Source organism: Anaerocolumna sp. (assembly GCF_032079385.1).
Classification (GTDB): domain Bacteria; phylum Bacillota; class Clostridia; order Lachnospirales; family Lachnospiraceae; genus Anaerocolumna.
Window position 1 is genome coordinate 21,927 of the sequence record NZ_DAMAUC010000039.1, and the last position, 6,716, is coordinate 28,642.

Consider the following 6,716-nt stretch of genomic DNA (forward strand, 5'->3'; position numbering starts at 1 on the left):
AGGAGAGTGTGAATGTATAAGAGATGTAAAAAAAGAATACCGAAGATGATGCTTATGATGGGGTGCCTTATTTTTAGTTTTGCTGTAATGAAAGCTACAACTGTATCGGCCAAAAAGGATTATCCATATTATATAAAGGTAAATAAGCAGCAAAATTGTATCACCGTGTACGAGAAAGATAAAAATGGAAAATATACGGTTCCTGTAAAAGCGATGACCTGTTCTGCAGGATGGGCAACTCCCTTAGGCACATATAATACCATGGAAAGATATCGATGGAAATTGCTTATGGGTGATGTATGGGGGCAATATTCAACCCGAATTGTAAAAGGAATTCTATTTCATTCCGTATGGTACTATAAGATGGATCCTTCCACCTTATCTTCCACACAGTACAACAAATTAGGGACTACTGCCTCTCATGGATGTATTCGAATAACGGTTGAGGATGCCAAATGGTTATATGATAATTGCCCTGTCGGAACTACCGTTGAAATCTATAATGACAAGAATCCGGGCCCATTAGGTAAACCGGAGACCATTAAATTAAAAGCTGGTACCGGATGGGATCCTACGGATCCTAACAAAGAGAATCCATTTTATAATAAAACACCGGATATCAAAGGGGCAAAGAATCGAACCATTGAATGGGGAACAGAAATCGATTTATTAAATGGAGTAACTGCTACTTCTACAACAAGTATGGATATAACCTCTAAAATAAAAGTAGAAGGAAAGGTTGACATCTTTAAAGCCGGTAAATATAAGGTTACTTATCATGCTACAGATGCCATTGGAAGAACGAAGAAGAAAGAGGTTACCATTACAGTAAAAGAAGGCTCTTTTGAACCAGTTCTGGAAGGTATTACCGACCGCTATGTAACAAGCGATATGATAGTGGACAGGGATTTTGCTTTAGAAGGAGTAAGTGCCTCTGTAAGAAAGAAATCAGTCTCTCCTGATGATATTGAAGTAGAAATTATTCAGGATACGGAAGAAACCTATACAATTGTATATTTTGTCACAAAGAATGAATATACCACGACTGAAACGTCTACCGTTTATATTGATGATATTGCACCTGTAATAAGCGGAATCGACCATAGAGAAATTACTTTAAAAGAGTTACAATCAGGTAGTAAAGGTATAAAGAAATTAGCAGCAGAAAATCTATTTGTAAGTGATAATCTATCTAAATTAACAGCAAAAGATGTTGTAATTAATGTAAAAACAAATAGTGATTATGGCTATTACGTTTCTTATCATGTAAAGGATAAAGCAGGAAATAAGACAAGTATTACGGTACAGTATACTTATTTTAGTGATGCCGGTATAAAAGGTGTAACCAATAAAGAAGTTCCTTCGGAAACAAAAATAAACAATGAACTTGTAATGGAAGGAATTACGGCATTCAATAAAGACGGAGACTGCACCAGTCAGGTGGAAATTCAGATTAGTAATATGAAAAACGGAAAATATAAAATCGAATATTTGGTTCCAAATACGGATGGAAGTTATATAAGCGTAATTTCATATTTTACAGTAAAAGAATAAATCCTGTAGAGAATAATAATTCACAGGATAAGGAAGCCTAGGGAGAATTATTATTTGTCTGGATACTCGAAAGAAGAAAATAAGAAAAGTGGAAATTACCATTTTTATAAAATAGAATTGAGGAACAAAAAATATAATTACTTGACAAAAGCAAACCATTTGATATAAAATAAACGGTAATGGAATAACTAAAAGCTATGAAAAGGAGTATTAAGAGAAAATACACCTAAAGAGAGCTGTCGGTTGGTGTAAGACAGTGGTGAATATCTCCCAACTCGCCTTGGAGTTCCTTAATTGAAGTAGTGTTTAATCATTTGGCAAGATATATATTTCTCATTCTTGTTTATACTATGAGTAGATTGAGGCGGGAATTCCCGTTACAGAAATTACGAGAGCGTTTTAACTATTTAAAACGAATTAGAGTGGTACCACGGAATTGAACCTTTTCGTCTCTATTGATAGAGGCGAAAGGGTTTTTTGTATTTCTAAGAAGTAAGAAAGCAGTTAGCTTGATAGTTTATTATCCCTTAACGTAATTTATTTACGGATATTGTGGGAGCTTAGAATCAAAATATATTAAAAATTTAGGAGGAATTGATTATGGCTACACCATATAATCACAAAGAGATTGAGAAGAAGTGGCGTAAAAACTGGGAAGCAAAACCGGTTAATGTAAACGACGGCAAGAAACCAAAATATTACTGTCTGGATATGTTTCCTTATCCATCCGGAAGTGGTCTTCATGTAGGACATTGGAGAGGTTATGTAATCAGTGATGTTTGGAGCAGATATAAGATACTGAAAGGCTTTTACATCATTCATCCAATGGGTTGGGATGCATTTGGCCTGCCAGCAGAAAATTATGCAATTAAAATGGGTGTTCACCCTAAAAAGTCAACAGCAGAAAATGTTGCGAATATTAAGAGGCAAATTAATGAAATCTCAGCGATCTATGACTGGGATATGGAAGTTAATACAACGGATCCGGAGTTCTATAAATGGACACAATGGATTTTTGTCAAGATGTTTAAAGCAGGTTTAGCATATGAAAAGGAAATGCCTATTAACTGGTGTCCTTCCTGTAAGACTGGATTAGCAAATGAAGAAGTTGTAAATGGCAGTTGTGAACGCTGCGGTGAAACCGTTACTAAGAAGAACTTGAAACAATGGATGTTAAAGATAACTGCTTATGCAGATCGTTTATTAAATGATTTGGATAAATTGGACTGGCCGGAAAAGGTTAAGAAGATGCAATCCGATTGGATTGGCAAGAGTTATGGTGCAGAGATTGATTTTGTAGTTGATGAAACCGATGAAAAAGTGAAGGTTTACACAACCAGACCAGATACTTTATATGGAGCTACCTTTATGGTATTGGCACCGGAACATGCATTAGGTGCAAAGTTAGCCACACCGGAGCAAAAAGATGCAGTAGAAGAGTATATCTTAAAATCCTCCATGAAGTCTTCTGTAGATCGTTTGCAAGATAAAGAAAAAACAGGCGTATTTACAGGAAGATATGCAATCAATCCTTTAAATCAAGCAAAAGTTCCAATCTGGATTTCTGATTATGTATTAGCAGATTATGGTACCGGGGCAATTATGTGTGTACCGGCCCATGATGACAGAGACTTTGATTTTGCAACCAAGTTTAATATTTCTATTATTCAGGTAATCGCAAAAGACGGAGTAGAAATTCAGGATTTAACAGAAGCTTATACAGAACCGGGAGTTATGATTAATTCCGGTGAATTTAATGGGATGAAATCTGAAGATGCAAAGCGCGATATTCCGGGAATCTTAGAATCAAGAGGTATTGGCAAAAAGACCACTAATTATAAATTACGTGACTGGGTATTCTCAAGACAACGTTATTGGGGAGAACCAATTCCTATTGTACACTGTGATCACTGTGGTGCAGTACCGGTACCGGAAGAAGAATTACCATTGTTATTACCGGAAGTTGACCATTATCAACCAACGGGAACCGGTGAATCACCACTTGCAGATATTCATGAATGGGTAAATACCACATGCCCTGTATGTGGCGCTCCAGCAAAGAGAGAAACCAACACTATGCCTCAATGGGCCGGATCTTCATGGTATTTCTTAAGATATGTAGACAGTAAGAATAAAGAAGAGTTAGTATCCAAGGAAAAGGCAGAAAAATATCTGCCGGTAGATATGTATATCGGTGGTGTAGAACATGCGGTATTGCATTTACTATATTCCAGATTTTATACAAAGTTTTTAAATGATATAGGTGTGGTAGATTTTGATGAACCATTTAGCAAATTATTTAACCAAGGTATGATTGGCAAAAATGGTGCGAAGATGAGTAAATCAAAAGGAAATGTAGTATCACCAGATGATTTGGTAAAAGATTACGGTTGTGACTCTTTAAGACTTTATGAATTATTCGTAGGACCGCCAGAATTAGATTCAGAATGGGATGATAGAGGAATTGACGGTGTATACCGCTTTATCAACCGCTTCTGGAATCTTGTATTTGATAATAAGGATAAAGATATCAAAGCCACAAACGAAATGATTAAAACAAGACATAAGATGATTTATGACATTACTTCCCGCTTGGAATCCTTTAGTTTAAACACTGTTGTCAGTGGATTTATGGAATACAACAATAAATTCTACGACATTGTAAAAAATCAGGGTGGAATTGATAAAGAGACATTGGAAACAGCAGTTATTTTATTAGCTCCTTTTATTCCTCATGTAGCAGAAGAACTTTGGACACAATTAGGCCATACTGAAAGTGTATTCCAAGAAACATGGCCGGAATATGACGAAGACAAGATGAAAGATTCTGAAATTGAAATAGCAGTTCAGATTAATGGAAAGACAAAGGCTGTAGTTATGATAAATGCTGACGAAGTAAAAGACACAGCAATTGCCAAAGCAAAAGAAGCCATTGCTGATAAACTGACCGGAAACATTATAAAAGAAATCTATGTTCCCGGAAAGATTGTTAATATTGTAATGAAGTAGTGAGAGGAAACCAAAGATCGATTTGAACAAATGGTAGAAAAAGTCTGTAAAAAGGTTTCTAAATTATAATTAATTTAAATAGCTTTCTATGATAAAATGAGACCGTTTCAAATTCTATGTTTTAATTTTGGGTGCTTTAATTATTTTAATAGGTTTTTTCAGTACTTTCAATATGAAAAAGATGTCTGGTAACACAGGTTTTTTTTGTTACCAGACATCTTTCTTTCACTTCCTTATTTTTTATTTGCCATCATTTTTTTAAACATTTCTAATCTCTTTTTATCTGCTTCCGATAAATCTCTTGTTAAAATCTCAGTCATTAAGTCAGATTCCTGCGGGGTAAATGTTAATCCCATGGCTTTCATTTTAGCGTTAGTAGAAACAAGAATCGGTACGGCTTTCTCGACGGATTTTCCTTCCGTTTCATTAACAAATTCTGTGATAAACGCTAATTTTCTAGGATCAATATTTTTTATAGCAGGATGGTTCATCCAAGATAAATCTTTCATAACTACCTCTTTTTTAATTTTTATTTCTTTACATTATATGCATAAGATTATGAGATAATCACTTGCAAATGTTTACAAATAGCTAATTATGGTGCCGGCATTGTATTAAACATCATACTAAGGTTCTCAAAAGTACTCTTTTGCTCAGGTGATAGCATGGAAGTCAACATTTCCATCATACTAGAGTCCATTTTCATACCTGCCATGCCGCCCAAATTGCCTGAGGGATCACCGTCCGAATCAAATTCGCTACCCTCAAAACCTTCCGCTCCCTGTGATTGAGAAGCCATTACCTGAGATAAAGTCGTATATGTTTCATATAAGTTTTTAGCTTTAAAAATATTAAGAATGACATCTATAATTTCCCTTTCACGGGGATAACAAACCTCTCTGACGTTAGTCAACAGTGCTTCCAAATCAATAGATTGTTTACGAACACTTAATGAGGCAACGGAATGATTTTGGCTTAATTCTTTTACCGTTGTAATTAATTCGCCTGTCTTTACAAAAACATCAACTGATTGCTGAGAATCACTGTCTAGATAAGGAAATGCCGCTTTTAATATGTCCATTACATGAACAATCTGGCTTTTCCCTGAGGATTCTTCCTCTTGATCCACTGATTTATAGGTGGTATCCATGGCTTCTCCATTTCTTCTTTATCATTACACTATATTCATCCAGAAAGAATTTATTACAACTTGTTTCAAGGTGACGGAAGATCCTTTTCAGAGGAAATCAGTAGTTTGAAGGCAAAGAGATATAGAATTTTAACTAGATATAGGTATATAAATAATAAGCATGTTTACTATTTATATACCTATATCTAGTTAAGATAATGAAGTTTAATAAACCATAGAAATACCTAGTTAAGATAATGAAGTCTAATAAATCATAGAAATATCTAGTTAAGATAATGAAGTTTAATAAATCATTAGAAATATCTAGTTAAGATAATGAAGTCTAATGAATCATAGAAATATCTAATTAGGATATATTAAATTTTCTTCTGTTATGGAGTAGAGTATTTCTTTTAAAAAGCGGTTTGCCAGGTATTTAGCCATATTCAAATTCATATCTAAATAATTACCGCAGCCCTCAGCTGAAGCCCCTGGAACCTCTCCCTCATAATCTCTTATAAACTCAAACATCCCTGTCAATAAAGGAATTACATCCTTAGATTGATAATCCCCTGCTAAGATTAAATAAAATCCGGTTCTACATCCCATTGGGCCAAAATATATAACCTTATCTGCATAATCTGGATGATTTCTCAAATAAGTAGCAGCCAGATGTTCTATGGTATGAATTTCAGCAGTATTCATAACAGGTTCAAAATTCGGTCTTGTCATACGTATATCAAAAGTAGTTAACACTTCTGTGCCTACTTTATCCTTTCTAGACACATAAACACCTCTTAATAATTTCATATGATCAATGGTAAAACTAGCGATTTGTTTCATGACAATCCTCTTTTCTACATAATTTATAAAAATAAATGAGCTATTTCTAAAGTAGAAACATTATATCATATATTTCGGATTCACTAAAGCAAATAAATTATATTAACAAAATAAAAATTTGTTGCAGCAGGACGCTTTGCCTGGGGATGTGTAGAACTCAAAAAGTGTTGATTGGGTTTTC

At 34.5% G+C, this 6,716-nt stretch carries 5 protein-coding genes and 1 other annotated feature; of the genes, 2 read left to right on the top strand and 3 right to left on the bottom strand.

Annotated elements, in window-relative coordinates; all coding sequences use genetic code 11:
• Positions 1 to 12: 12 nt before the first annotated feature.
• Both RT261_RS19865 and leuS read left to right on the top strand, forming a co-directional pair.
• A complete protein-coding gene (locus tag RT261_RS19865; protein WP_313134879.1) occupies positions 13 to 1,554 on the top strand; it encodes a L,D-transpeptidase family protein in 1,542 nt (513 codons plus the stop codon).
• A 188-nt stretch (positions 1,555 to 1,742) separates the two neighbouring features.
• Positions 1,743 to 2,011, top strand: a binding site (T-box leader).
• 143 nt (positions 2,012 to 2,154) lie between these two features.
• Positions 2,155 to 4,563, top strand: a complete 2,409-nt coding sequence (gene leuS, locus RT261_RS19870) for a leucine--tRNA ligase (RefSeq protein WP_313134880.1) — start codon at positions 2,155 to 2,157, stop codon at positions 4,561 to 4,563.
• Between the two features lie 233 nt (positions 4,564 to 4,796).
• Here leuS and RT261_RS19875 read toward each other — a convergent pair whose 3' ends face one another.
• The 3 genes from RT261_RS19875 to RT261_RS19885 all read right to left on the bottom strand — a co-directional run bounded on the left by RT261_RS19875 (position 4,797) and on the right by RT261_RS19885 (position 6,535).
• Positions 4,797 to 5,072, bottom strand: coding sequence for a hypothetical protein (locus RT261_RS19875; RefSeq protein WP_313134881.1), 276 nt, complete (start codon positions 5,070 to 5,072; stop codon positions 4,797 to 4,799).
• Positions 5,073 to 5,158: 86 nt separating this feature from the next.
• A complete protein-coding gene (locus tag RT261_RS19880; RefSeq protein ID WP_313134882.1) occupies positions 5,159 to 5,713 on the bottom strand; it encodes a hypothetical protein in 555 nt (184 codons plus the stop codon).
• Positions 5,714 to 6,055: 342 nt separating this feature from the next.
• Complete coding sequence (locus RT261_RS19885; RefSeq protein WP_313134883.1) at positions 6,056 to 6,535, bottom strand: S-ribosylhomocysteine lyase; 480 nt, start codon at positions 6,533 to 6,535, stop codon at positions 6,056 to 6,058.
• Positions 6,536 to 6,716: the final 181 nt, after the last annotated feature.